Raw genomic sequence first — 23,990 nt, forward strand, 5'->3', positions numbered from 1 at the left:
CCGTACCGAACGGCCGCGGCGACGCGTTCCACGGCGGGGCTGCGCGGGTCGCTCCGGCTAAGCTCCCGGTAAGTTTACTCCCCTACGAACCGGGCAGGACAGGAGAGAACCATGAACGCGCATGCCATGCCGACCCCCGGCGACGTGTCATCATCCGAGGGCGTGGCCGCCGACGAGCTTCGCGCGTTCATCGAGCGCATCGAGCGCCTCGAGGAGGAGAAGAGCGGCATCGCCGGCGACATCAAGGAAGTGATGGCCGAGCTGAAGGGCCGCGGCTTCGACGTGAAGGCGGTCCGCACCATCCTGCGCATGCGCAAGAAGGACCACAGCGAGCGCCAGGAGGAAGAGGCGATCCTCGAGCTCTACATGCAGGCGCTCGGCATGGTCTGACGGCTCGCGACGGCATGCTCGACCACTGTCGAGCATGCCGCAACGTCCGAGGCGACCTTCAGCCCACCTGGGCCAGGGCCTGCGCGATGTCCGCGATCAGATCCTCGACGTTCTCCAGGCCGATCGACAGGCGGACGGTGTCGGGGCCGACGCAGGCCGCCTCCTTCTCGTCCTTCGGCAACTGGCGGTGCGTCGTCGTCGCGGGATGGATCGCCAGCGACTTGATCTCGCCGATGTTCACGAGGTGCGAGATCAGCTCCAGGCTGGTGATGAACGTCAGCGCGGCCGGCTCGCCGCCCTTCAGGGCGAAGGTGAAGATCGAGCCCGGCCCCTGCGGCACGTAGCGCTGCGCCAGCGCCTCGCCGGGCTGGCCGGGCAGGCCCGGATAGCTCACCCAGGCGACGGCCGGATGGTCCTTGAGGTAGGCGGCGACCGTGCGCGCGTTGGCGCAGTGGCGCGCCATCCTGAGCGGCAGGGTCTCGATGCCGGTCAGCGTCAGGAACGCGTTCATCGGCGAGAGGCCGGGGCCGAGGTCGCGCAGGCCGAACAGGCGGCAGGCCACGGCGAACGGGTTGTCGGGGAAGCGCTCGGTGATGACGAGGCCGTCGTAGTCGGGCCATGCGCCGGTGATCAGGTTGTAGTGGTCGGTCCTCGTCCAGTCGAACCGGCCGGCGTCGCAGATCACGCCGCCGATGGTCTGGCCGGAGCCGCCGAGGAACTTCGAGGTCGAGTGCACGACGATGTCGGCGCCGTGCTCGATCGGTCGGATCAGGGCGGGCGAGGCGAGGGTGTTGTCGACGACGAGCGGCAGACCGTGGCGCCGGGCCACCTCGGCGATGCCGGCGATGTCCATCACCGTGGCGCACGGGTTGACGATCGACTCGCAGATGATCGCCCGGGTCTCCGGCGTGATCGCCGCCTCAAAATCGGCCGGCGTCAGGCCCTTGGCGAAGAGCGGCTTCAGGTCGTAGCGCCCGTCGAGCCGCCGCATCAGGCCGAGCGAGCCACCGAACAGGCGCGGCGAGGCGACGTAGGCGTCGCCGCTCTTCATCAGCGTCAGCATCACCAGCAGCAGCGCCGACTGCCCCGAGGACACGGCGATGGCAGCCTTCGCGCCCTCGAGCGCGGCCACGCGCCGCTCAAGGGCGGCGACGGTGGGGTTCGAGCCGCGCGAGTACGAGAACCCGGTGCGGCGCATGTTGAAGATGTCGGCGGCCTGCTCGGTGGAATCGAACACGAAGCCGTTGGTGAAGTAGATCGGCTGCGCCCGCGCGCCGGTGGCCGGGTCGGGGCTGGCACCGGCATGGATCGCCTGGGTGGCGAATCGGGGCGTCTTCGGCGTGTCTGTCATCGAACTCGGTCCACGGGACCATGCCCTATCACGGCGGACCGGGGGAGGGGCAACCGCGGGCAGGGCCCGTCGGGCCTGCGGGCGTGGGCTCAGGCCGCGCGGTGGATGAAGGAGCGCAGCGTCCGGACCAGGGTGTTGGGCTCGTAGGGCTTCGGGATGAAGCGGGCGCCGTCGGGCATGTCGTAGGGGCCGGGCGTGCCCATGCCGGACACGACGAGGACCGGGATCGCCGGCCAGCGGTCGGCCACGAGGCGGGCCAGCGCGAAACCGTCCATCGAGCCTTGCGGCATGTCGACATCGGTCATCAGAACTTGAACGTCGTCGCGATTCTCAAGAACCTTCAGCGCCTTGTCCGCATGGCTCGCTTCGAGAACCGTGAAACCCGCATCGGCGAGGGTGTCGGCGGCTTCCATCAGAAGAAGGCCGTCGTCTTCCACCAGGAGAACGACGGGTTGATCTGTCGGGCTGTCGGTCATCAGGCCTGCGGACACTGTGTTTGAACACCAGCACCGGGGCCTATTCCCCGGTGTCCGCCTCGTCAAGGCGCGCGCTCACGCCGGCCTCGGCCCCCACAGGATGAGGCCGGCGCCGGCGAGACAGATCATCGCGCCGGAGAGGTCCCAGCGGTCGGGCGGGCGATCCTCCACGAGCCAGAGCCAGGCGAGCGAGAGCGCGATGTAGATGCCGCCGTAGGCGGCGTAGGCGCGCCCGGCGGCCTCCGCCTCGACCCGGGTGAGCAGCAGCGCGAACCCGGCAAGCGCGAGGGCGCCGGGCAGGAGCCAGAGCGGCGAGTGCCCGAGCCTGAGCCAGGCCCAGGCGGCAAAGCAGCCGGCGATCTCGCAGAGGCCGGCCGCGACGTAGACGAGGAGCGTGGACACCCGCGACCTCTCTCACGCCCGGCGGCGATCGCCAATGGGCGGCGCCCGTCTGGGCGTCGCGCCGGATCCCCGGCGGGGGTGCCTCAGGCGGCGACGACCGAGGCGAGCGGCGCCTCCAGGGTCAGCACCGCCCCGGTCGGCGGAAACCGGAGCGCGACCGCGCCGCCGAAATCGTGGCTCAGGCACCGGGCGATCAGGCGCGTGCCGAACCCCGTCCGCGTCGGCGGCGCGACCGGCGGACCGCCGATCTCCTCCCAGCGGAAGCGGAGGCGCGCATCCGGCTCCGTCTCGTCGATCGCCCAGGAGATCGCCACCCGGCCGGCGCCGGTCGAGAGCGCGCCGTACTTGGCGGCGTTGGTGGCGAGCTCGTGCAGCATCAGCGCCAGGGTCAGGCCGTGGCCTGCGGCGAGCGTCAGGTCGGGACCGCTCACCGTGAAGCGGCCGGGCACCCCGTCGCCGTGCAGCGCCACCGCGCCGGCGACGAGGCCCGACAGCGAGGCGCTCGACCACGCGCCCTGAACCAGCACGTCGTGGGCCTGGGCCAGCGCCACGAGGCGGGCATCCAGCGCCCGGCCAGCCTCCTCCAGCGAGGGGGCGTTGCGCAGGGTCTGCGTCGCCACCGCCTGGACCAGGGCGAGGGTGTTCTTCACCCGGTGCGCAAGCTCCTGCATGAGCAGGGTCTGGCGCGCCTCGTTGCGCTTGAGGTCGGTGATGTCGCGCGACACCGCGAGGATGCGTTCGGGGCGGCCGTCGGCGCCGTCGATCGGCGTCACCGCGATGTCCCACCAGGTCGGCGCGGCGCCCGCGTTCAGCACCGCCTGGAACCGGCACGGCCGCCCGGCCCGCGCCGCATCGAGGGCGTCGCGGATGCCGGCACGGCTGTCGGGGGCGGACCAGAAGTCGATCCAGGCCCGGCCGACGAGCCCGGCGAACGTCTCGACGCCCAGGACCGCGGGCCCGTTCTCGCTCACGGTGATCAGGCGGCCGTCGAGGTCCAGCACCTTCACGAAGTCGGTGGTGGTCCAGAGGATGCGCCGGTTGAACTCCTCGCTGGCCCGGAGCTGCGCGTTCAGCTCCTCGGCGCCGGCGAGGCGGGCGGCACCGCGCGCCAGGTCGCGCCGGCAATGCTCCACGGTGCTCTCGGCCTCGGCGCGCATCCGCACCGCCTCGGCGACGATCCGACGTGCCTCGATGCGGCTGGCACCGCGTTCCGAGACGACGATCCGGCCGAGGCGCGCATTGCGTTCGGCTTCCGCGTCGGCCTGCCGGCTCGCCTCGCTCAGCAACGCCCGGAGATGGTGGTTCTCCGCCTCGAGGGCGGAGAGCCGCCGGTCGGCGACCGTGGCCTGAAAGGCGGAAATCTTGCAACTCGCGCCCGTGTCCATCGCACAAGCTCCCCTTCGACGACCGTCGCGCGGCGCCGGCGGGCGTGTCCGCGAGGCGTGCGACGGCGTATCGACCCGCGAAACGCGCGGCGTGGCGACGCGACGTCGAGACGCGGAGCGCGACCGGCGAATGAATCCGCTTCTGAGCCGCGCCCCACCCGCATCCTCACGATTCGGTGGGCGGAATTACGCTAGCATATCGGCCCGGGCCTGCAAGGCACGATTGTAGTCAAGCCGACCGGACCGGAACGGATACAAGTCTAGGCCGTCGCGCAGGACGTCACTTCTTCCGTCCAAGCAGCACGAGCCAGCCGACGCCGAGGGTGAACACGACCAGGCCGATCGTGACGAAGACCGGCGTCCCGAGGTCGATCAGGCGCGGCGCGAGCTGGGTGGCGAAGGCGGCGACCACCAGCGCCACCGCGACGCGGGCCGCCGCCCGCTCGATGCCGCGGGTGACCTTGTCGAGGCCCTTCACCTCGATCTCGACGGTGACGCGGCCTTGCTTCAGACGCACCAGCATCAGGTGGATCAGCGTCGGCAGCTCCGAGGCGGCGCCGTAGAGGCCGACGCCCAGCGCCTCGGCCTTGGATTTCAGCCCGGTCAGCGAGAACTGCGTATGCATGCTCGCCCGCACCGTCGGGCCGGCGGCGGCGAAAAGGTCGAAGTTCGGATCGAGGTGGCGCATCACGCCGTCGGCGGTGACGAGGCCCTTGAACAGGATCGCAAGGTCGGTCGGCATCGCGAGGTCGTTCTCGCGCGCCATGGTCATGAAGTCGGTGAGCACCAACCCGAGGTTGAGCGGGATCGAGGAATGGCTCTCGACGAAGGCCTGCGCCGAGCCTTCCAGCCGGGTCAGGTCCGGGCTGCTTGAGCCGGTCCAGTCGAGCAGCACCGCCATCAGCCCGTCGGCGTCCTGCTTCAGCATCGCGCCGATCAGCACGAGCAGCTGGTTGCGCCGCTTCTGCGACAGGCGCCCGATGATGCCGAAATCGATGAATCCGATCCGGTTACCCGACATCGCCAGCATGTTGCCCGGGTGCGGATCGGCGTGGAACACGCCCTCGATCAGAGCCATCTTCAGGAAGGCGTCGGTCCCCTTCTGGGCGAGCAGCTTCTTGTCGACGCCGGCGGCGGCGAGCCGCGCCTCGTCGTTCGGGGGGATGCCGTGGATGAATTCCTGCACCAGCACCCGCTCGGAGCACCACTCCCAGTGGATCTTCGGGAATACGATGTCGTCGCGGTCGGAGAACAGCGAAGCGAGCAACTCGCAGTTGCGCGCCTCGTTCATCAGGTCGAGCTCGCCGTTCAGGCCGGCGGCGAGGTGGCGCATCTGCTCGCCCGGTTGGTAGCGGGCCATGTCCGGCCATTCGGTCTCGACGATGCGGGCGCCGTGCGCCATCAGGCGCAGGTCCGCGTCGATGATCTTGCGCAGGCCCGGGCGCAGCACCTTGACGATGACGTCCTCGCCCGAATGCAGCTTGGCCCGGTAGACCTGGGCGATCGAGGCCGAGGCGATCGCGTTGGTGTCGAACTCGGCGAAGATCTCCTGCGGCGGCGCCCCGAGGTCGGCCTCCAGCTGCGGGCGGATCGTCTCCCAGGAGACCGGCGAGACCTGGCTGTGGAGCTTGGCCAGCTCCTCGGTCCACATCGGCGAGAGCAGGTCGGGACGGCTGGCGAGCACCTGGCCGAACTTGATGAAGGTCGGCCCCAGAGCCTCGATCGCGCGGCGCAGGCGCTCGGGCTCCGACAGGCGGGTGACGTCGATCTTCGGCTTGCGGCGCGGAAGGATCGGGATGTAGCGCAGCCCGAGCCGGTCCACGACCTTGTTGACGCCGAAGCCGATCAGGATCGAGGCGATCTCCGACAGCCGCTGACGGTCGCGCGCGGCAACGAAGGCGGTTTTCAGCATAGAGCGGATCGATCCGTGCGGGGCGACGAGGGAAGGTGCCCGGACAGCACGAGCATCGGGTCTTTTTTAGGGTCGGAGACCGCGCCGTCTCGGATCGGAGGGCTGCGGCGCTTCGGCCCGGACGGGCGCGCCTTCCCGCATCCGGCGGCTGCGCCTCCCCATCACAGGCGGCCGAGCCGTGCCGTGACGGAGGCCGGCGCCTTGCACCGCCGCGGCGGGGAAGCGTAAACCGCGTGCCAGCGCTGGCGCGAACGTGATCGTGCCCGAACGACCCGGCCGAGGAGAGACCCATGACGACCGACCGGCTGCCCGGCTTCAACACCCTCGCGATCCACGCGGGCGCGAGCCCCGATGCGGCCACGGGCGCACGGGCGACGCCGATTTACCAGACCACGAGCTTCGTGTTCGACGACGTCGACCACGCCGCCTCGCTGTTCGGGCTGCAGGCCTTCGGCAACATCTACTCGCGCATCACCAACCCGACCAACGCCGTGCTGGAGGAGCGCATCGCCGCCCTCGAAGGCGGCACCGCGGCGGTCGCGGTGTCGTCCGGCCACGCGGCCGAGTTCCTGACGATGCACGCGCTGATGCAGCCGGGCGACGAGTTCATCGCGGCCAACAAGCTCTACGGCGGCTCGATCAACCAGTTCAACCACAGCTACAAGAACTTCGGCTGGAGCGTGGTCTGGGCCGACACCGACGACCCGTCCTCGTTCGAGCGCGCGATCACGCCGCGCACCAAGGCGATCTTCTGCGAGTCCATCGCCAACCCGGGCGGCGTCATCACCGACATCGCCGCCCTGTCGGAGATCGCCAAGCGCCACAACATCCCGCTCATCGTCGACAACACCATGGCGACGCCGTATCTGATCCGCCCGTTCGAGCACGGCGCCGACATCGTCGTGCACTCGGCGACGAAGTTCCTCGGCGGCCACGGCAACTCGATCGGCGGTCTCGTGGTCGACGGCGGCACCTTCCCCTGGGCCGGCGACGCGCGCTACCCGATGATGAGCCAGCCGCGCCCGGAATATGCCGGCATGGTGCTGGCCGAGACCTTCGGCAATTTCGGCTTCGCCATCGCCATCCGGGTGCTCGGCCTGCGCGACCTCGGGCCGGCGCTGTCGCCGTTCAACGCCTTCCTGATCCTCAACGGCATCGAGACCCTGCCGCTGCGGATGCAGCGCCACTGCGACAACGCCATGGCCGTCGCGACGCACCTGGCGGGCCACCCCGCGGTGTCGTGGGTGAGCTATCCGGGGCTCGAGACCGACCGCTACCACCAGCTCGCCAAGCGCTACACGCCGAACGGCTTCGGCTCGGTCTTCACCATCGGCCTCAAGGACGGCTACGATGCCGGCGTGAAGCTCGTCGGCAACCTGCAGCTGTTCTCTCACGTGGCGAACATCGGTGACACGCGCTCGCTGGTGATCCACCCGGCCTCGACCACCCACCGCCAGCTCACCGACGCGCAGAAGACCGCGGCCGGCGCCGGGCCGGAGGTGGTCCGCCTCTCGATCGGCCTCGAGGATCCGGCCGACCTGATCGAGGACCTCGACGGCGCGCTCGGCGCTTAGCCGGCCCCGCGCCGGCCTCCCGCCCGCGTCGATGGCACGATGCGGCTGGAGGCTCGGCCGCCGTGACGCCGACGGGTCCGGCCCGGTCTGCGAGACGGCGATCCGCGAGCAGGATGGCGGCGCGCCGTGCCCGTCCGCGCGACCGCATCCGCCACGCTATGCAATCCATGGATGCAGGTCCGGACGCCGCCGAAAGTCCGGACGCCGGCGCGGGCCGGGCTCGCCGTCGCGCGGTTGCGATGCGCGGCTATCGGTCCGTCGCCAGGAACAAGGGCGCCGCTCGGCGGTAGCACCAACACGTCCCGGCGCTCCGGCGATAAGGATCCCAACCCATGTTCATGCGCATCGACAAGCTGCAGGCCGAGCTTCCGCAGCCGAAGCGACCCGATCCGAACGCCGCTGCGGCCCTGCAGGAGCTGCTCGGCGGCAAGTACGGCGAGATGTCCACCCTCGGGAACTACATGTTCCAGAGCTTCAATTTCCGCAACAAGTCCAAGCTGCGTCCGTTCTACAGCCTGGTCTCCAGCATCTTCGCCGAGGAGCTCGGCCACGTCGAGCTGGTCTCGACCGGCGTCTCGATGCTGAACAACGGCCCCGGCGACGACACCAAGGACGTCGACATCTCCAAGGCGCCCTTCGAGGACATGAAGGACATCCGGCTCGCCGGCAGCTTCCTATCGAACGGCGGCGGCGCGATGCCGATGAACTCGAACGCCGCGTCCTGGAACATGGACATGGTGACGACGACCGGTAACCTGATCATCGACCTGCTGCACAACTTCCACCTGGAATGCGGCGCCCGCCTGCACAAGCTGCGCGTCTACGAGACCCTGACGGACCCGACCGGTCGCGAGGTCTGCGGCTACCTGCTGGTGCGCGGCTCGGTCCACGCCCACGCCTACGCGCTGGCCCTGAAGAAGCTCACCGGCGTCGAGATCGAGAAGATGCTGCCGACGCCCAATATCGTGCTCGACAAGATCCCCGAGTGCCAGAAGTACCTGCAGGAGGGCAGCCACCGCCGCCTCTACACCTTCAGCCCGAACGACTATGCGGAAGCTGCCGGCGTCTGGTCGAACGACGAGGTCGCGCTGCCGGGTGATCCGCCCGGCCAGCTCGAGATCGTCGACGGCCACCCCGAGGGCGGCAAGATCCCGGAGCTCGACGGCAATTACGGTGCCTTCGCCCCCGACTACGCGCCCGAGGAAATCTTCGAGATCGCGAGCAAGCTCTACAAGAAGAGCCGCTGATCCGAGGTCGAACGACGAGGCCGGCGCTCCCGCGAGGGGCGCCGGCCTTTCTTTTTGCGGCCCTGGCAATGGATGCGCCGGCGCGCGCCCGGCGATCGCTCAGGCGGCCAAAGCCGGCTTGGCGTGGCGCGCGTAGAGGAATTCCAGCACCTCCGCCCGGCAATGGACGTAGTCCTTGTCCTCGACCAGCTCGAGGCGACGGCGCGGGCGCGGCATCGGCACGGTCAGCACCTCGCCGATGGTGGCCGACGGGCCGTTGGTCATCATCACGATGCGGTCGGACAGGAGCACCGCCTCGTCCACGTCGTGGGTGATCATGATCACCGTGTTCCGCAGGCGCACCTGGATCTCCATGAGCTGATCCTGGAGATGGGCGCGGGTCAGCGCGTCGAGGGCGCCGAACGGCTCGTCCATCAGCAGCACCGTCGGCTCCATGGCGAGCGCCCGGGCGATGCCGACGCGCTGCTTCATGCCGCCGGAGATCTCGGACGGCCGCTTGTCGGCGGCGTGCACCATGTTCACCAGGGCGAGGTTGTGCTCGATCCAGGCCTTGCGCTCCGCCTTCGACTTCGTCCTGGCGAGCACCTTGTCGACGGCGAGCGCCACGTTCTCGCGCACCGTGAGCCAAGGCAGCAGCGAATGGTTCTGGAACACCACCGCCCGCTCGGGCCCGGGCGACGACACCTCCTTGCCGTCGAGCAGGGTGACGCCGGTCGAGCTCTTCAGAAGCCCGGCGACGATGTTGAGCACCGTCGACTTGCCGCAGCCGGAATGGCCGATGATCGAGACGAACTCGCCCTTGGCGACCTTGAGGTTCACGTCGCGCAGCACCTCGGTGGTGGTGCCGCCGCGGGTGAAGCTGATGCCGACCTGCGAGAGGTCGAGATGGGATGGGTTGGCCATGGTCCCGGTCCTCAAGCTGCGCTGGTGCCGCGGGTGACGACCCGGCCGACCGCCGCCACCAGCCGGTCGAGGACGAAGCCGATGACGCCGACATAGACCAGCGCCACGATGATCTCGCTGATGTGTGAGGAGTTCCAGGCGTCCCAGATGAAGAAGCCGATGCCGACGCCGCCGATCAGCATCTCGGCGGCGACGATGGCGAGCCAGGACAGCCCGACGCCGATGCGAAGCCCGGTGAAGATGTACGGGGCCGCCGCCGGAAGCATGACCTTCATGAAGAACTCGATCGGGTTCAGGCGGATCACCGCGGCGACGTTGCGGTAATCCTGCGGGATGTTGCGGATGCCGACCGCGGTGTTGATGATGATCGGCCAGATCGAGGTGATGAAGATTACGAAGATCGCGCTGGGCTGCCCGTCGCGGAAGGCGGCGAGCGACAGCGGCAGCCAGGCCAGCGGCGGGATCGTGCGCAGCACCTGGAAGATCGGGTCGAGGCCGCGCATCGCCCAGTCGGACTGGCCGACCAGCGTGCCGGTCAGGATTCCGACAATCGCCGCCAGCGCGAAGCCGAAGGCGACGCGCTGGAGGCTGGCCGAGATGTGCCAGAACAGGCCCTTGTCGGTGCCGCCGTTGTCGTAGAACGGGTGGGCGATGATGTCCCAGGCCTCCGTCACCACCCGCGAGGGCGGCGGCAGGCCGGCGGTGGGCCGCGAGCACGCGACCTCCCAGAACAGCAGGAAGGCCGCGAGCACCACGAGCGGCGGGATCAGGTTGGCGGCCAGGCCCTTCGCCCGCTTGGCGGTGAGGAAGGGCGTGCGGCTCTTCACGGCGGCGGCATCGCGGGCGGCGGTGCCGAGGGCGGTCTTGTCGGCGATCGTCGAGGTGGCGGCCATCACGAGACCTTCTTGATGCCGAGGCTGGCGAGGTAGGCGGCGGGGTTCTCGGGATCGAAGACCTTCCCGTCGAACATCGTCTCCTTGCCGCGGGACGTGCTGGTCGGGATCGCGGAGACGCCGAGCGTCTTGGCCGCGTCGCGCCAGAGGTCCTCGCGGTTCACCTTGGCGATCAGCGCCTTGGTGTCGGTCTGCGCGTCGAACTTGCCCCAGCGGATGTCCTCGGTGAGGAACCAGGAATCGTGCGACTGGTACGGGTACGAGGCGTTGTCGGCCCAGAACTTCATGGTGTGGGGGCTGTTCTCGACGACGCGGCCGTCGCCGTAATCGAACTTGCCCTTCATCCGGTCGATCACGTCGGTGACCGCGATGTTGATCCACTGGCGCTTGGCGACGATGCCGGCGAGCTCGTCCCGGTTCTCGGGCTTGTCGCACCATTGCTGGGCTTCCAGCACCGCCATCAGGAGCGCCTTGGCGGCGATCGGGTGCTTGTCGACCCAGGCCGCGCGCATGGCGAAGGCCTTCTCCGGATGGTCCTTCCACAACTCGCCGGTGGTGAGCGCGGTGTAGCCGATCCCTTGCGTGATGAGCTGCGCGTTCCACGGCTCGCAGACGCAGAAGCAGTCCATCGTGCCGACCTTCATGTTCGCCACCATCTGGGGCGGCGGCACGACGATGGTCTCGATGTCCTTGTCGGGGTCGATGCCACCGGCGGCGAGCCAGTAGCGGATCCAGAGGTCGTGGGTGCCGCCCGGGAAGGTCATCGCCGCCTTGACCGGCTTGCCCGAGGCCTTCTTCCGCTCCAGGGCCGCCTTGAAGGGCTTGGCGTCGAGGGCGACCTTGTCGGGCATGTACTCCTTGCCGACGGAGATGCACTGCCCGTTCAGGTTGAGCCGGGCCATGATGTACATCGGCGTCGGCTGGTTGTTCTGCGTCACCCGGCCGGCCGTGATCAGGTAGGGCATCGGCGTCAGGATGTGGGCGCCGTCGATGCCGTTGCCCTCGGAGCCGAGCACGAGATTGTCGCGGGTGGTGCCCCACGACGCCTGCTTCATCACCTCGACGTCGGGCAGGCCGTACTTGGCGAAGATGCCCTTCTCCTTGGCGACGAAGAGCGGGGCGGCGTCGGTCAGCGCGATGAAGCCGAGCTTGGCCCCCTTGACCTCGGGGCCCGCGCCCTGCGCGAAGGCGCCCCCCGGCAGGGCGAGGCGCACGGCGGCGGCGAGCGACAGGGCGCCGGCCGCGCCCTTGAGCAGGCCGCGGCGGGTGCCGGTGCCGGACGCTTCGGCGAGGGGGGACCGGTCGAGGGTGGATTTCGGCTCGTCGTTACGCATCTGCGGCAGGATCCTGACCTTGAAAACTACGCCGGCGCCCGCCGATCCGCACACGAACGCGCCCCGCTGCCCGGAAGGATCTTCGGGGCGGAGCGGATCGCATCAGCGGCGTTGCTGGCGGAGGCGGTGCCGTCTCCATTGACGGACGGTGCAGCTCAGCAGGTTTCGTGCCAGGCTAGCGCAAGTGAAGACTGGCCGAGGCTCGGCGCAAACCTGCCGTCGCATTGAGCTTTTCGCCCCGGGACATCCCTTCGCAGCGCACAAAAAACGCGCGCCGGCGCCGGGATTACGGATCGTGTCGTAATCGTGCGCCGTTTCGCGAAACGCCGCGGTTTCGGCGGGCGGGATGCTGTGCAAACGCGGCGCGCTCGACTAACCGGGGCGCACGTCAACACCGCGCGGCCGCGAACGATCATGCTCCAGACCACGCCGTCCCCCCTGTCGGCCCGCCGGGTCCTCGCCGCGAGCTTCGTCGGCACGGCGATCGAGTTCTTCGATTTCTACATCTACGCCACCGCGACCGCGCTGGTGATCGGCCCGGTCTTCTTCCCGCCCGGCGAGCCCGGCGTGCAGCAGCTCAGCGCCTTCGCGACCTTCGCGATCGCCTTCCTGGCGCGGCCGGTGGGCGCGGCCCTGTTCGGGCATTTCGGCGACCGGGTCGGGCGCAAGGCGACGCTGGTCGCCTCGCTGCTGATCATGGGCGTCTCGACGGTGCTGATCGGCTGCCTGCCGACCTACGCCACCGCCGGCTGGTGGGCGCCGGCGATGCTGTGCCTGCTGCGCTGCGGCCAGGGCATCGGCTTCGGCGGCGAGTGGGGCGGCGCGGCCTTGCTCGCGGTCGAGAACGCGCCGGCGGGCCGGCGCGCCTGGTACGGCATCTTCCCGCAGCTCGGCGCGCCGGTCGGCTTCATCCTGGCCAACGTCAGCTTCCTGGCGCTCAGCTTCGGCCTGAGCGCGGACAGCTTCCAGGCCTGGGGCTGGCGGCTGCCGTTCCTGGCCTCGGCCGCGCTGGTCGGCGTCGGCCTCTACGTGCGGCTCAAGCTCAGCGAGACGCCGGCCTTCAAGGCGGCGCTCGCGCAGGCCAAGCCCGAGCGCGTGCCCTTCGCCGCGATGGTGACCGGGCACGGCCACGCGCTCGTCGTCGGCACCCTGGCGATGGTGGCGGTCTACGCCGTGTTCTACATCTCCACTGTCTTCGCCCTCGGCTACGGCACCGCGGCGCTCGGCTACGCGCGGCCGGCCTTCCTGCTGTTCGAGTGCATCGCCGTCTGCTTCATGGCGCTCGGCATCGCGCTCTCCGGCGCCAACGCCGACCGCTTCGGGCGCCGGCCGGTGCTGATGGCCGGCATGGTGGTGGCGTTCGGCCTCGGCGGGCTGCTCGGGCCGATGCTCGGCTCCGGGTCGGGCGCGGTCGTCCTCGCCTTCCTCTGCCTCAGCCTGTTCACGATGGGCTGGATCTTCGGGCCGATGGGCGCCCTGCTGCCGGAGCTGTTCCCGACCCGGGTGCGCTACACCGGCGCCTCGGTGACCTACAACCTCGCCGGCATCGTCGGGGCCTCCGGCGCCCCCTACATCGCCCAGCGCCTGGTCGACTGGGGCGGGATCGCCTGGGTCGGCGCCTACCTGGCGGTCACGGCGGTGATCAGCTTCCTCGCGGTGCTCGCGATGCCGGAGACGCTGCGCAAGGGCGTGTGAACGGCGACCGTCGGCCGGCCGGGCTCCTGCGCCCGGTCAATTCCGCTTGTCGAGGGGCCGCCCGAGGAGGCGCGCGAACTCGGCCTCGATCTCCTCGACCGAGAACGGGTTGGCGGCGGGCTTCGGAGGCGCCGAAGCGGGTGCCGGCGGGGTCTCGACCTTCGGCGGGGGAGGCGGCGCGGGCTCGACCCTGGGGGGCACCCGCGGCTCGACCGGTGCGGCCGGCGCCGGCGGAGGAACCGGCTCGGCCGGCGGCGGAGCGGGCAGGAACGGTTCGGGCTCGGGGACCGGTGCGGGCGCGGGTGCGGGTGCGGGCTTCTCCGCGGACGGTGCGGGCGCGGGCTCGCCGGCCGGGGCATCGACCGGCGCCGCCATGGCCGCGGCCATCGGATCGATCGTGGCCGGCGCCGCCGGAGCGGGTGCCGGGCTCGGAGCGGGCGCCGGCGCCGTCCAGGCGGGCGACGGCGACGGGGTCACGGCCGAGGCCGGCCGGGCGAGCGCGGCCTCGAGCTGGCGGGCCATGTCCGAGAGGATGGCGGGATCGACCGGGCGACGCTCGGCCGGCGGCAACGGAGGGATCGGCGGGATCGCGGCCGGCGCGAAGGCGGGCTCCTCGGGCGGCGGCTCGGAACGCGGGCGCTCGGAGGCGACGTCGGGGCGCGGGTTGATCAGCGGCGGCGCGGTCCGGCGCATCGGGCGCCGCGCCGGCGCGTCCGGCCGCGGCCCGGTGACGATCGCCTCGGACGGGCGCGCGTCGGGCGTGAGCGGCTCGGGAGCGCGATCCGGGCGGGGTTCGGCCTCGTCGAGGATCGCCGCGTCGAGGGGCGGGACGGAAGCGAGCGCGCCGCCCGGGCCGGACACGGTCGGCGCGAGCACGATTGGCATGGCGAAGTCGGGTCGGAACGCCGCCTGGGCCTGCGTCTCGAGGCCCGGGAAGGGGTCGAGCCCGGCCTCGGCGAGCGGCTCGGCCATCGCCTCGGGGCGCAGGGCCGGATCGCGCTGCTGCCCGCGCTGGATGTGGCGCTCGATCACCACGTCGTTCGGGCCGCCGACGAGCAGCAGATGCTCGACGTTGTCGCGCCGCAGCAGGATCAGCTGGCGCTGCCGGTCGAGCTCGTACACGTCGACGATCCCGAGGCGCGGCTGGCGCCCGCGCTGAGCGCCGCGCTTCGCGTCGGCGAGACCGCCGCCGCCGAGCCGGCGCACAACCAGCACGATCACCGTCAGCACCGCGAAGATCACGGCGAAGATGGTGACGTACTGCACGACCGGAGAGCCGTCAGACCCGAACACGGACTGCAACCATTGCACGGACGATACTCTCGTTCTTCACGGGCCCGGGAGGGCCCTACGCAAAACCGCCCCGTCAGTATCACGGCCGGCCCGCCGCCGGGCAATCATCGTTAAGTCTTCGTTAACAGCTTCGCTGCGGCCCGCGGCCGCGGAAACCTTAACCCGGCGTTAACCAAGCGGGCGGCAGATTTTGCCGGGCGGCCGGAGACCGGGCCGCGCGAATCCGGAGCCCCCTCGTGGCCGTCACCGACATGCCGCTCCTGGGAATGCTCCGGACCAAGATGCAGTGGCATCAGGCGCGCCAGAAGCTCCTGGCCGAGAACGTCGCCAACGCCGACATGCCCGGCTTCCGCCCGCGCGACCTGGCGCAGCCGAGCTTCGACCGGTCGACCGGCCTCGCCGCCTCGACCGGGAGCGCGATGACGCTGACCAGCGTCGGGCACATCGCCGCCTCGGGCGACACCGGCGTCGGCGCCGATCCGCGCCGCGTCACCGAGTTCGAGATCCGCCCGAGCGGCAACGGCGTCAACCTCGAGGACGAGATGATGAAGTCCGGCGACAACCAGTCGGACTACCAGCTCGCCGCGTCGATGTACCAGAAGAGCCTCGATGTCCTGAAGATCGCCATCGGCAAGAAGTGATCGCGAGCCGAGACATGATCGGGGAGGCTTGAGCCATGGATTTCACGAAGTCGCTCTCGATCGCCGCCGCCGGCCTGAAGGCCCAGTCCGGCCGGATGCGGATCATCGCCGAGAACATCGCCAACGCGGATTCGGCGCCGCAGACGCCGACCGGCGAGCCGTACCGGCGCAAGATCCCGACCTTCAAGAGCCATGTCGACCGCGAGACCGGCGCCAACCTCGTGGAGGCGGGACGCGTCCGCCGCGACATGACCGCGTTCCGGACCAAGTACGATCCCGGCAACCCGGCCGCCGACGCGAAGGGCGAGGTGCGGATGCCCAACGTCAACGGCCTGATCGAGAACATGGACATGCGCGAGGCCCAGCGCTCCTACGAGGCGAACCTCAACATGGTCACCACCACGCGCAGGATGATCTCCCGCACCCTCGAAATCCTGAAGTAGGCGAAGGCGGGACACGATCATGGCCAGCAGCAACTTCGCGGCCGGCGCCTACGCCGCCGTTCAGAACGTCGGCAGCTTCAAGGGGCCGCCGAAGATCCAGCCGACGCAAGGGGCGGGCAACGACTTCACCCAGCTGCTCGGCCAGGCGCTCGACGGCGTCGGCGATGCCGGCCGCAAGGCCGACGCGCAGGGCCTGGCGGTGGCCGCCGGCAAGGCCAACGTCGTCGACGTGGTCACGGCGGTGGCCGAGAGCGAGACCGCCCTGCAGACCATGGTGGCGGTGCGCGACCGGATGATCTCGGCCTACGAGGAGATCATGCGGATGCAGATCTAGCGCGTCTTCTCCCGCCCCCGGCAGGCCACCGGATTCACGCATCCGACGGTGCCGAAAGGCGCCCGACGACAACGCCCCCGTCATCCCGGGGCTGCGAAGCAGGGCCCGGGATCCGGAAGCCGCCGCGGCGGCAAGCTCGGGCACCGCCGGCGGCTCTGGATCCCGGGTTCGCCGAAGGCGCCCGGGAAAGGCGGCGGCCGAGTCTCGAGGTGCTTCGGAGATGCCTGAACCCGGTCGCCCGTCGCGGGGACTTGGAATTTCGTCAGCAATCGGACCTCGGACACATGACCGGCCTCGCCATCCTCGACGTCGCGCGCGACGGCATCTTCGTCTTCCTCAAGGTCGCCGGGCCGCTGATGCTCGTGGCGCTCGCCGTCGGGCTCGTGGTCTCGCTGGTCCAGGCGCTGACGCAGATCCAGGAGCAGACCCTGATCTACGTGCCCAAGATCGTCTCGGTCTTCGCCGCCCTCCTGCTGATGCTGCCGTTCATGGGCGACGCGCTCGCCGGCTACATGACCCGCATCGCCGCGCGCATCGCCGCCGGCCAGTGAGACGGGGCGGGCGGCCGGCTGCTATGACGCGCCATGAACCTGCTCCTGCCCGGGATCGCGGCGGCCTACCTGCTGACCTTCGCCCGCGTCGGCACGCTGATCATGCTGATGCCGGGCATCGGCGAGCAGTCGGTCTCGCCGCGCATCCGGCTGTCCTTCGCCCTGCTGGTCTCGCTGCTGCTGTTCCCGATGGTGAGGCCGCTGCTGGCGGTGGGCGCCGACGCGATCGGCGCGCCCCGGCTGATCGGCCTGCTGTTCTCGGAGACGCTGGTCGGGCTGGTGATCGGGCTGACCGTGCGGATGATCCTCGCCGCGCTCCAGACCGCGGGCCTGATCGTCTCGCAGCAGCTCGGCCTGTCCTACGCCATGACCGTCGACCCGGCGCAGGGCGGCCAGCAGCCGGCGCTCGGCAACTTCCTGTCGCTGCTCGGCATCACGCTGATCCTCGCGGCCGACCTGCACCACGTGGCGCTCGACGCGATCTCGCGGAGCTACGCGGTGCTGCCGCCGCAGGCGGTGCCGGCCTTCGGCGATGCGGCGACGCTGGCGCTGAAGGCGGTCGGCCGCGGGTTCACCCTCGGCGTCCAGATCGCCTCGCCGTTCATCGCCTTCGGTATCCTGTTCAACCTCGGCCTCGGGGTGCTGTCGCGGCTGATGCCGCAGCTGCAGGTGTTCTTCGTCGCGGTGCCGGCCTCGGTGCTGATCGGCATGCTGATCCTGTTCGGCTCGCTCGGCGTGATGATGACCGTGTTCCTGGACGACCTCGGCCGCTACCTGCTCGAGTTCGCCGGGCGGTGACCACGACGACGCACAGCCGCCGCGGCCCCGGCCCGGTCGGGAGCCGTTGACCCATGGCCGAGGGGACCGAGCAGGAAGACAAGACCGAGGAGCCGACCCAGCGCCGGCTCGATCAGGCAATCGAGCAGGGCAACGTCGCGACCAGCGCCGAGATCAACACCTTCGCGATCCTGGCCGCCTTCACCCTGGCGCTGATGATCGCCGGGCCGGGCATCGCCCGCGGCCTGCTCGCCGAGATGCGCGGCTTCCTGATGAACGCCCACGCGGTCCCCGACGATCCGCACGCCATGGCGGGGATCGCCGGCCGCACCCTGACGATCTGGTTCCAGGCGCTCGCGGTCCCGGTCGGGCTCGTCGCGGTGGCGGGGCTGGCCGCCGGCCTGCTGCAGCACCCCCTGGTCTTCACCACCGAGACGCTCGGGCCGAAGTTCGAGCGGATCTCGCCGATGGCCGGCGCCAAGCGCATCCTCGGGCTCGAGGCGCTGTTCCAGTTCGGCAAGGGGCTCGCCAAGATGGCGGTCGTCGGGGTGGTGGTCGGCACCGTGCTGTGGCGCGACCGCGACCGGCTCGAGGTGTTCGCCCGCCTCGATCCGGCGGCCTGCCTCAGCGCGATCCTCGGCATCAGCGTCAAGCTGCTCGGCGGCGTGCTCGCCATCCATCTCGTGATCACGATGGCCGACGCCCTGTACCAGCGCTACCGCTGGCGCCAGCGCCTGCGCATGTCGAAGGAGGAGATGAAGCAGGAGATGAAGGAATCGGACGGCAACCACGAGGTGAAGGGCCGGATGAAGCAGATCCGGATGCAGCGGGTGAAGAAGCGGATGATGGCCGCCGTGCCGACCGCCACGGTGATCATCACCAACCCGACCCACTACGCGGTGGCCCTGCGCTACGAGGCCGGCATGGGCGCGCCGGTCTGCGTCGCCAAGGGCGTCGACTCCCTGGCCTTCCGCATCCGCGAGCTGGCCAAGGCGCACGACGTGCCGGTGCTGGAGAACCCGCCGCTCGCCCGCGCGCTGCACGCCACTGTGGACATCGACGAGGCGATCCCGGCCGAGCACTACAAGGCGGTCGCCGAGGTGATCGGCTTCGTGATGCGCCTGCGCCGCCGGGCCGCCTGACGGGTCCGTACGCACGGTTTGTCCACCTTCCTCCGTCAGGCTTCGCCGCGACCGACCGGAAGACAGCCCTTGCCGATCGGCGGCGTGAAGGCATAACCGGTCCTTCGTTTCTGGATTCAAGGCCCGATGGCGGATCTGAGTGGACCCACGCCCGTGGTTTCGGGCTCGATCGACCGGTCGGAACGGCCCGGGCGGGTCGGATTGCTGCTCGTCCTCGCCGGGCTGCTGGTCGGGGCGGCGATCGGCCTGTCGTTCGTGGCCAACGAGCAGGCGCAGTCACTGATCATCTGGCTGCTGGCGCTGCTGGCCATGGCCGGCGTGTTCTTCCTGTTCGCGATGGCGATCGGCGCGATCCAGCTCAGCGGGCAGGGCGGACGCGACGACATCACCAAGGCGATCGTCGACGCCGCCCCCGAGGCGACCGTCGTGGTCGAGGAGGGCGGCCGGCTGATCTACGCCAACGAGGCCTATCTCCACGTCGCGGGCGGCGACAGCTTCTCGACGCTGCGCCCGGTCGAGCGGATCTTCGTCGGCTCGCCGGAGGTGTCGGAGGCGATCTACCGCCTGTCCCAGGGCGCCCGCGACGGGCGCAGCCACGCTGAGGAGGTGCGGATGTCGCCGCCGCCGGCGGCGAGCGCCAGGGGGCGCGACTTCGCCTGGTACCGCATCCAGGTCCGCCCGCTGCCGCGGCCGGGACGGGCCGCCTCGCTGTGGACGGTCAGCGACATCACCGCCGAGCGCGAGCGCCAGGAGAACGTCTTCCAGGAACTCCAGCACGCGATCGACTACCTCGACCACGCGCCCGCCGGCTTCCTCTCGATCGATCCGACCGGGGCGATCGTCTACATGAACGCGACGCTCGCCGCCTGGCTCGGCTACGACCTCGCGGTCGTCGGCCCCGGCGGCCCGCACCTCTCCGAGATCGCGCCCGCCGCCGACGCGCTGATCCAGAATGCCGGGCTCCCCGGCGAGGTCCGCACCGACCGGTTCGACCTCGACCTGCGCCGCCGCAACGGCCACCCGATGCCGGCGCGGCTGTATCACCGCGTCGCCTTCGGCAAGGACGGCAAGCCCGGCGCGTCGCGGACCTTCGTCATCAACCGCTCGGCCGGGGCCGAGAGCGACGAGCCGCAGCGCGCCGCCGAGGTGCGGCTCGCGCGCTTCCTCAACAACTCGCCGATCGCGATCGCGACGCTGGACCGCTCCGGCCGGATCGCGCGGGCGAACGCCTCGTTCGCGCGCCTGTTCGGCACCCTGCCGCGGCACGCGGTGGCCGATTCGGCCGCCGGCGCCGAGGAGCCGAACGTCGCCGAATCGGTGGTCGAGCGCGACCGCCCGGCGCTCGATGCAGCGCTCGCCAAGGCGGCCAGCGGACTCTCCGAGATCGAGCCGATCGAGGTGATGCTGATGGGCAATGCCAACCGCTCGGCGCGGGTCTGGCTCAGCCCCGCCGGCGGGGAGGGCGCTCCGGGCCAGGAGCCGGAGGAGGCCGATCGCGAGCCGCTGATCCTCTACGCCCTCGACACCACGGCCCAGCGCCAGCTCGAGCAGCAGATCGCCCAGACCCAGAAGATGGACACCGTCGGCCAGCTCGCCGGCGGCATCGCGCACGACTTCAACAACGTCCTCCAGGCGATCATCGGCTACTCGGACCTGCTGCTCGCGAGCCACAAGCCGACCGATCCGGCCTTCCAGGACATCATGCAGATCAAGCAGAACGCCAACCGGGCGGCGGGCCTCGTGCGCCAGCTCCTGGCGTTCTCCCGCCGCCAGACGCTGCGCCCGGAGGTGATGAACGTCGGGGAGGCGCTCTCGGAGCTGACGCTGCTGCTGAAGCGCCTGCTCGGCGAGCGGGTCGGGCTCGACCTCAAGCACGGGCGCGACATCTGGCCGGTGAAGGCCGACGTGAACCAGTTCGAGCAGGTGATCGTGAACCTCGCGGTCAACGCCCGCGACGCGATGCCCGGCGGCGGCCGCCTGCTGATCCGCACCGCCAACGTGCTCGACCCGGGCGCCGCGGCGAAGCCCGACGGGCGCGGCGGCGCGCCGGCCGGCGACCACGTGCTGATCGAGGTGCTCGACACCGGCGAGGGCATCCCGGCCGACCTGATGGAGAAGATCTTCGAGCCGTTCTTCACCACCAAGGAGATCGGCAAGGGGACCGGCCTCGGCCTCTCGACGGTGTTCGGCATCGTCAAGCAGTCGGGCGGCACCATCGACGTGCAGTCGACCGTGGGTGAGGGCACGAGCTTCCGGATCTACCTGCCGCGCCACGAGCCGGCAGCGCTGCCCGAGCCGGCGCCGACGCCGGCGCTGCCGAGCCCGACGGCCGACGCGTCCGCTCCCGCCACCGCAGCGCAGGCGCCGGGCGAAAGCTTCGTCCTCGTCGGCGATCCGCCCGCGCCGCCGGCTCCGAAAACGCCCCCGCGAAAACCCTCGGCCGATCATACCGGGCAGGGGGTGATCCTGCTCGTGGAGGACGAGGATCCCGTCCGCGCCGTCAACAGCCGCGCGCTGTCGGCCCGCGGCTACACCGTGCTCGAGGCCGCCTCCGGCATCGACGCGCTGCACATCGTGCGCGAGGGCGGCCACCAGATCGACCTCGTCGTCTCGGACGTGGTGATGCCGGAGATGGACGGCCCGACCCTGCTGCGCGAGATCCGCAAGCACCTGCCGGAGCTCAAGGTGATCTTCGTCTCCGGCTATGCCGAGGACGCCTTCCGCAAGAACCTGCCAGAAGGCGAGACCTTCAACTTCCTGCCCAAGCCCTTCAGCCTGAAGCAGCTCGTCGAGACGGTGAAGGCGACGATGGCCGAGCCGTGAGGCGGCGGGCAGGCGCGGAAAAGGCTCCTCGGCGAGCCGATTCCGCCCTTGCTCGATGAGAACAAAACGGGTACATCAAATGCAGGTTCCAGCGCATTGAGATGCGCGCCCAACCCCTGCATAAGGATGCCGCACGATGGCTCAGGCCGCACTGAAAGTGGTGGAAACCCCCGGCATGGTGGACAAGGACAAGGCGAAGGCGATCGACGCCGCGCTGTCCCAGATCGAGCGGGCCTTCGGCAAGGGCTCGATCATGCGGCTCGGCAAGAACGACAAGGTGGCGGAGGTCGAGACCGTCTCCACCGGGTCGCTCGGCCTCGACATCGCGCTCGGCGTCGGCGGCCTGCCGCGCGGCCGCGTCATCGAGATCTACGGGCCGGAATCGTCGGGCAAGACCACGCTCGCGCTCCACACCATCGCCGAGGCCCAGAAGAAGGGCGGCGTCTGCGCCTTCGTCGACGCCGAGCACGCCCTCGACCCGGTCTACGCGCGCAAGCTCGGCGTCCAGCTCGACGACCTGCTGATCTCGCAGCCCGACACCGGCGAGCAGGCGCTCGAGATCACCGATACGCTGGTGCGCTCCGGCGCGATCGACGTGCTGGTGGTCGATTCGGTGGCGGCGCTGACGCCGCGCGCCGAGATCGAGGGCGAGATGGGCGACAGCCAGCCCGGCCTCCAGGCCCGCCTGATGAGCCAGGCGCTGCGCAAGCTCACCGGCTCGATCTCGCGCTCGAAGTGCATGGTGATCTTCATCAACCAGATCCGGATGAAGATCGGCGTGATGTACGGCAGCCCGGAGACGACCACGGGCGGCAACGCGCTGAAGTTCTACGCCTCGGTCCGTCTCGACATCCGCCGCATCTCGACCCTCAAGGACCGGGACGAGGCGATCGGCAACCAGGTCCGCGTCAAGGTCGTGAAGAACAAGGTCGCGCCGCCGTTCAAGCAGGTCGAGTTCGACATCATGTTCGGCGAGGGCGTGTCGAAGGTCGGCGAGCTGATCGATCTCGGCGTCAAGGCCGGCATCGTCGAGAAGTCCGGCGCCTGGTTCTCCTACAACAGCCAGCGGCTCGGCCAGGGCCGCGAGAACTCCAAGGGGTTCCTGCGCGACAACCCCGAGATCGCGGGCAAGATCGAGGCGTCGATCCGGCAAAATTCCGGGCTCGTCGCCGAGAAGATCCTGGAGAACGCCAAGCCGACCGAGGACGAGCTCGACGAGGGCGAGGCGTAGTCCGCACCGCCCCTTCGAAGCGGCACACCGAAACGAAGAAGCGCGCCGGCCCGGGAGGGCGGCGCGCTTCTTCGTTATGAAGCCCCGAATGGGGAATGCCGGACGGGCCGACGCCTCGGCTCAGACGGCGCGAAGGCTCACGCCGAAAAGCCGGCCGGCTCGAACAGGAAGTCGTCGATCGTCGGGATGCTCACGGAGAGCCCGGCATAGGCCGGCTTCGACAGGCGCCACGGCCGCTCGGCCCGGGCGCGGATCGCCTCCGAGGGACGCAGGCGGCGCAGCGAGCCTTCCGGCTCGACCTCCTCGACGGTGAGGAAGCCGTAGACCTGCAGCCGGGACGCGATCAGCTTGGTCTCGCGGTCGCCCGCCGCCACCGTGAGCGTCCCCGTGGCATAGACCGCATCCATCAGCGCGCGCTGCTCGGACCGGCGCCGGGCCTGGCCCTCGCGGACGCCGCCCTCGTACGGCAGAGGCCGGCCCGCGGCGGCGATCCGCCGGAAGGGGACGACGTTCTCGGCCGCACTCGAAACGCTACCCATACGCATCACCCTGACCGTCGCCACATCGCATGGTCGGGTGCGCATCGCGCCGTCCCGACGAAGCGGACAATTCGACGAATCGCTTTAATCTTCTGTGAGCGCTGTCGAAGCGGGCTGTGCCCGACCTGCCCCGATCCGGCACGGTGCGCCGCGCTGACGAGGTCGCCCACCCGACGAGCAAGCTCCGGCCTCGCGCGGGCTATGGGAGGTCGACGTGATCGGGAAACGCGTCCCGATGGGCGCGGAGGTGATCGCCACCCGCCCGAGCGCCGGCTGGAATAGCCGCCGCTAAGGTAACGCCGCGACCGGTCTGCACGGGCCCGACGGCACGAGCCGCGGCCTCGCCGTACGCAGACCACGACATTCGAACGTTCGCCGGGCGCGTGAACCGGCACGGAGACCCGGAGGCGGATCGCGTCGGGCACCCGTCCCGCACAAAACCTTAACCTCTCGTCGGATGCGAGATAATCGGCCGGAAACCATTGACCCCTCGGGCGATGGAGGCTAGAAGCGCGCCACTTCGAACGGCCCGGGGGCTGCTGACGAGGCTGAGCATCACGCTCATCCGTTCGTCGACGACGCGCCGATCCACCGTCGAAGGCTCACATCGCCTGACGTTCTCGTCAGATCAGTAGGTACGAGCGCGCCTGCCTT

22 protein-coding genes are annotated in these 23,990 nt (G+C 70.3%); 12 read left to right on the forward strand and 10 right to left on the reverse strand.

The window, feature by feature from the left end:
* Positions 1-111 precede the first annotated feature (111 nt).
* Entirely contained in the window at positions 112-390 is a 279-nt protein-coding gene (locus ACFZ8E_RS10395; protein ID WP_147727302.1) for a DUF2312 domain-containing protein, read from the forward strand.
* 58 nt (positions 391-448) lie between these two features.
* Here the strand turns inward: ACFZ8E_RS10395 and ACFZ8E_RS10400 are convergent, their stop codons facing one another.
* The 5 genes from ACFZ8E_RS10400 to ACFZ8E_RS10420 all read right to left on the reverse strand — a co-directional run bounded on the left by ACFZ8E_RS10400 (position 449) and on the right by ACFZ8E_RS10420 (position 5,916).
* Positions 449-1,741 (reverse strand): O-acetylhomoserine aminocarboxypropyltransferase/cysteine synthase family protein, encoded by a 1,293-nt coding sequence (locus ACFZ8E_RS10400; RefSeq protein WP_147727303.1) that lies wholly within the window; start codon positions 1,739-1,741, stop codon positions 449-451.
* An 89-nt stretch (positions 1,742-1,830) separates the two neighbouring features.
* On the reverse strand, positions 1,831-2,217 hold the full coding sequence (locus ACFZ8E_RS10405; protein WP_147727304.1) for a response regulator: 387 nt from the start codon (positions 2,215-2,217) through the stop codon (positions 1,831-1,833).
* A 75-nt stretch (positions 2,218-2,292) separates the two neighbouring features.
* The gene (locus tag ACFZ8E_RS10410) at positions 2,293-2,619 is read right to left on the reverse strand and encodes a YnfA family protein (protein WP_147842565.1); all 327 of its coding nucleotides are present in this window, start codon (positions 2,617-2,619) and stop codon (positions 2,293-2,295) included.
* An 83-nt stretch (positions 2,620-2,702) separates the two neighbouring features.
* Positions 2,703-4,004, reverse strand: coding sequence for a sensor histidine kinase (locus ACFZ8E_RS10415; RefSeq protein WP_147727306.1), 1,302 nt, complete (start codon positions 4,002-4,004; stop codon positions 2,703-2,705).
* Positions 4,005-4,284: 280 nt separating this feature from the next.
* On the reverse strand, positions 4,285-5,916 hold the full coding sequence (locus ACFZ8E_RS10420; RefSeq protein ID WP_405042736.1) for an ABC1 kinase family protein: 1,632 nt from the start codon (positions 5,914-5,916) through the stop codon (positions 4,285-4,287).
* Positions 5,917-6,206: 290 nt separating this feature from the next.
* Here ACFZ8E_RS10420 and ACFZ8E_RS10425 point away from each other — a divergent pair, with 290 nt between their 5' ends.
* Positions 6,207-7,490: an O-acetylhomoserine aminocarboxypropyltransferase gene (locus ACFZ8E_RS10425; protein ID WP_147842567.1), complete on the forward strand. Its 1,284-nt coding sequence runs from the start codon at positions 6,207-6,209 to the stop codon at positions 7,488-7,490.
* Positions 7,491-7,822: 332 nt separating this feature from the next.
* Positions 7,823-8,737 carry a manganese catalase family protein gene (locus tag ACFZ8E_RS10430; protein WP_147728870.1) on the forward strand — a complete coding sequence of 305 codons (915 nt, stop codon included), beginning with the start codon at positions 7,823-7,825 and terminating at the stop codon, positions 8,735-8,737.
* A 99-nt stretch (positions 8,738-8,836) separates the two neighbouring features.
* Here the strand turns inward: ACFZ8E_RS10430 and ACFZ8E_RS10435 are convergent, their stop codons facing one another.
* The 3 genes from ACFZ8E_RS10435 to ACFZ8E_RS10445 are packed head-to-tail and all read right to left on the reverse strand — an operon-like array spanning position 8,837 to position 11,867.
* On the reverse strand, positions 8,837-9,640 hold the full coding sequence (locus tag ACFZ8E_RS10435) for an ABC transporter ATP-binding protein (RefSeq protein ID WP_243933699.1): 804 nt from the start codon (positions 9,638-9,640) through the stop codon (positions 8,837-8,839).
* Between the two features lie 11 nt (positions 9,641-9,651).
* Positions 9,652-10,533, reverse strand: coding sequence for a nitrate ABC transporter permease (gene ntrB, locus ACFZ8E_RS10440; RefSeq protein ID WP_405042737.1), 882 nt, complete (start codon positions 10,531-10,533; stop codon positions 9,652-9,654).
* The gene (locus ACFZ8E_RS10445) at positions 10,533-11,867 is read right to left on the reverse strand and encodes a CmpA/NrtA family ABC transporter substrate-binding protein (RefSeq protein ID WP_243933701.1); all 1,335 of its coding nucleotides are present in this window, start codon (positions 11,865-11,867) and stop codon (positions 10,533-10,535) included. Before ACFZ8E_RS10445 ends, ntrB begins: the two co-directional genes overlap by 1 nt.
* Before the next feature lie 414 nt (positions 11,868-12,281).
* Here ACFZ8E_RS10445 and ACFZ8E_RS10450 point away from each other — a divergent pair, with 414 nt between their 5' ends.
* Entirely contained in the window at positions 12,282-13,562 is a 1,281-nt protein-coding gene (locus ACFZ8E_RS10450) for an MFS transporter (RefSeq protein ID WP_147842571.1), read from the forward strand.
* A 36-nt stretch (positions 13,563-13,598) separates the two neighbouring features.
* Here ACFZ8E_RS10450 and ACFZ8E_RS10455 read toward each other — a convergent pair whose 3' ends face one another.
* Positions 13,599-14,873, reverse strand: a complete 1,275-nt coding sequence (locus tag ACFZ8E_RS10455) for a flagellar biosynthetic protein FliO (protein WP_313899110.1) — start codon at positions 14,871-14,873, stop codon at positions 13,599-13,601.
* Between the two features lie 218 nt (positions 14,874-15,091).
* On the opposite strand from ACFZ8E_RS10455, the gene flgB reads away from it, so the two are divergent.
* From flgB to recA, 8 genes are all read left to right on the forward strand, one after another.
* Positions 15,092-15,496 (forward strand): flagellar basal body rod protein FlgB, encoded by a 405-nt coding sequence (gene flgB, locus ACFZ8E_RS10460; protein ID WP_147728154.1) that lies wholly within the window; start codon positions 15,092-15,094, stop codon positions 15,494-15,496.
* A 35-nt stretch (positions 15,497-15,531) separates the two neighbouring features.
* On the forward strand, positions 15,532-15,939 hold the full coding sequence (gene flgC, locus ACFZ8E_RS10465) for a flagellar basal body rod protein FlgC (protein WP_147728153.1): 408 nt from the start codon (positions 15,532-15,534) through the stop codon (positions 15,937-15,939).
* Between the two features lie 19 nt (positions 15,940-15,958).
* Positions 15,959-16,273 (forward strand): flagellar hook-basal body complex protein FliE, encoded by a 315-nt coding sequence (gene fliE / locus ACFZ8E_RS10470; protein WP_147728152.1) that lies wholly within the window; start codon positions 15,959-15,961, stop codon positions 16,271-16,273.
* A 284-nt stretch (positions 16,274-16,557) separates the two neighbouring features.
* Positions 16,558-16,824, forward strand: a complete 267-nt coding sequence (fliQ, locus tag ACFZ8E_RS10475; RefSeq protein ID WP_147728151.1) for a flagellar biosynthesis protein FliQ — start codon at positions 16,558-16,560, stop codon at positions 16,822-16,824.
* A 33-nt stretch (positions 16,825-16,857) separates the two neighbouring features.
* On the forward strand, positions 16,858-17,622 hold the full coding sequence (gene fliR / locus ACFZ8E_RS10480; RefSeq protein ID WP_405042738.1) for a flagellar biosynthetic protein FliR: 765 nt from the start codon (positions 16,858-16,860) through the stop codon (positions 17,620-17,622).
* A gap of 53 nt (positions 17,623-17,675) precedes the next feature.
* Positions 17,676-18,743, forward strand: a complete 1,068-nt coding sequence (flhB, locus tag ACFZ8E_RS10485) for a flagellar biosynthesis protein FlhB (protein ID WP_405042739.1) — start codon at positions 17,676-17,678, stop codon at positions 18,741-18,743.
* Positions 18,744-18,869: 126 nt separating this feature from the next.
* Entirely contained in the window at positions 18,870-21,566 is a 2,697-nt protein-coding gene (gene cckA, locus ACFZ8E_RS10490) for a cell cycle histidine kinase CckA (protein ID WP_405042740.1), read from the forward strand.
* Between the two features lie 136 nt (positions 21,567-21,702).
* Positions 21,703-22,797 (forward strand): recombinase RecA, encoded by a 1,095-nt coding sequence (recA, locus tag ACFZ8E_RS10495; protein ID WP_405042741.1) that lies wholly within the window; start codon positions 21,703-21,705, stop codon positions 22,795-22,797.
* A gap of 137 nt (positions 22,798-22,934) precedes the next feature.
* Here the strand turns inward: recA and ACFZ8E_RS10500 are convergent, their stop codons facing one another.
* On the reverse strand, positions 22,935-23,336 hold the full coding sequence (locus ACFZ8E_RS10500) for a hypothetical protein (RefSeq protein WP_147843170.1): 402 nt from the start codon (positions 23,334-23,336) through the stop codon (positions 22,935-22,937).
* Between the last annotated feature and the right edge of the window lie 654 nt (positions 23,337-23,990).

Source organism: Methylobacterium sp. HMF5984, from assembly GCF_045033435.1.
Classification (GTDB): domain Bacteria; phylum Pseudomonadota; class Alphaproteobacteria; order Rhizobiales; family Beijerinckiaceae; genus Methylobacterium.

Excerpts from the sequence above, each read along its gene's own strand:
- ACFZ8E_RS10395 (WP_147727302.1), top strand. The coding sequence starts at position 112 with ATGAACGCGCATGCCATGCCGACCCCCGGCGACGTGTCATCATCCGAG.
- ACFZ8E_RS10400 (WP_147727303.1), bottom strand. The coding sequence starts at position 1,741 with ATGACAGACACGCCGAAGACGCCCCGATTCGCCACCCAGGCGATCCAT.
- ACFZ8E_RS10405 (WP_147727304.1), bottom strand. The coding sequence starts at position 2,217 with ATGACCGACAGCCCGACAGATCAACCCGTCGTTCTCCTGGTGGAAGAC.
- ACFZ8E_RS10415 (WP_147727306.1), bottom strand. The coding sequence starts at position 4,004 with ATGGACACGGGCGCGAGTTGCAAGATTTCCGCCTTTCAGGCCACGGTC.
- ACFZ8E_RS10420 (WP_405042736.1), bottom strand. The coding sequence starts at position 5,916 with ATGCTGAAAACCGCCTTCGTTGCCGCGCGCGACCGTCAGCGGCTGTCG.
- ACFZ8E_RS10425 (WP_147842567.1), top strand. The coding sequence starts at position 6,207 with ATGACGACCGACCGGCTGCCCGGCTTCAACACCCTCGCGATCCACGCG.
- ACFZ8E_RS10430 (WP_147728870.1), top strand. The coding sequence starts at position 7,823 with ATGTTCATGCGCATCGACAAGCTGCAGGCCGAGCTTCCGCAGCCGAAG.
- ACFZ8E_RS10435 (WP_243933699.1), bottom strand. The coding sequence starts at position 9,640 with ATGGCCAACCCATCCCATCTCGACCTCTCGCAGGTCGGCATCAGCTTC.
- ntrB (WP_405042737.1), bottom strand. The coding sequence starts at position 10,533 with ATGGCCGCCACCTCGACGATCGCCGACAAGACCGCCCTCGGCACCGCC.
- ACFZ8E_RS10445 (WP_243933701.1), bottom strand. The coding sequence starts at position 11,867 with ATGCGTAACGACGAGCCGAAATCCACCCTCGACCGGTCCCCCCTCGCC.
- ACFZ8E_RS10450 (WP_147842571.1), top strand. The coding sequence starts at position 12,282 with ATGCTCCAGACCACGCCGTCCCCCCTGTCGGCCCGCCGGGTCCTCGCC.
- flgC (WP_147728153.1), top strand. The coding sequence starts at position 15,532 with ATGGATTTCACGAAGTCGCTCTCGATCGCCGCCGCCGGCCTGAAGGCC.
- fliE (WP_147728152.1), top strand. The coding sequence starts at position 15,959 with ATGGCCAGCAGCAACTTCGCGGCCGGCGCCTACGCCGCCGTTCAGAAC.
- fliQ (WP_147728151.1), top strand. The coding sequence starts at position 16,558 with ATGACCGGCCTCGCCATCCTCGACGTCGCGCGCGACGGCATCTTCGTC.
- fliR (WP_405042738.1), top strand. The coding sequence starts at position 16,858 with ATGAACCTGCTCCTGCCCGGGATCGCGGCGGCCTACCTGCTGACCTTC.
- flhB (WP_405042739.1), top strand. The coding sequence starts at position 17,676 with ATGGCCGAGGGGACCGAGCAGGAAGACAAGACCGAGGAGCCGACCCAG.
- cckA (WP_405042740.1), top strand. The coding sequence starts at position 18,870 with ATGGCGGATCTGAGTGGACCCACGCCCGTGGTTTCGGGCTCGATCGAC.
- recA (WP_405042741.1), top strand. The coding sequence starts at position 21,703 with ATGGCTCAGGCCGCACTGAAAGTGGTGGAAACCCCCGGCATGGTGGAC.
- ACFZ8E_RS10500 (WP_147843170.1), bottom strand. The coding sequence starts at position 23,336 with ATGGGTAGCGTTTCGAGTGCGGCCGAGAACGTCGTCCCCTTCCGGCGG.